Genomic DNA, 627 nt, shown 5'->3' on the forward strand with positions numbered 1-627 from the left:
CATAGCCATCGCCTGTGGCCCGCGGGTTCCTTCCTCGGGGACTTTCGTACGCCTGCCGGCGCCCGAAACTCTTCACGTTAGCGGAATGGCGGCTTTTGGCGTCGGATATTCAATAGCGGACCTTCACGCCGGCGCGAGGATCGTCGTGAGCCGACCCAAACGAGCCATTCCGGCAGGCAAGCTCGAATGTCTCGAATGTAGTGAATACGACATTGACAAAACCTCGCCATATCAGCCGTCGATGAAAGCGCGGAAAGAAGGGATTTGCTGAGCGCCGGTGAGGTCGGTTTCCTTTCAGAACAACTGATACTATGATCCTGCGGGGCCAGGCCAACAATGGACCGCAAGCTTGCCGCGATTCTCGCCGCCGATGTCGTGGGCTATTCGGCTCTGATGGAGCGCGATGAGGCCGGCACGTTCGAGCGCCTTCGCGCCGGACGCAAGGAACTGTTTGAACCCGAAATTGCACGCCACCACGGCCATATCTTCAAGCTGATGGGCGACGGGATGTTGGCCGAATTCGGCAGCGTCATCGATGCCGTCGAATGTGCGGCGTCGCTGCAGCGCGGGCTTGGCGAGCGCAACGCTTCGCTTCCCGAAACCGAGCAGATTCACGTGCGGATCGGC

Annotated in this window: 2 protein-coding genes; both read left to right on the forward strand. The window is 60.1% G+C overall.

Translation table 11 applies throughout. The annotated features are described in order from the left end of the window. Positions 1 to 271: hypothetical protein (locus AC0L2X_RS32480; RefSeq protein ID WP_473601219.1), on the forward strand; the 271-nt coding region annotated here is incomplete at its 5' end. 65 nt (positions 272 to 336) lie between these two features. Beyond that, positions 337 to 627: adenylate/guanylate cyclase domain-containing protein (locus tag AC0L2X_RS32485; RefSeq protein WP_473601220.1), on the forward strand; the 291-nt coding region annotated here is incomplete at its 3' end.

It is taken from the genome of Mesorhizobium sp. WSM4828 (assembly GCF_055811175.1).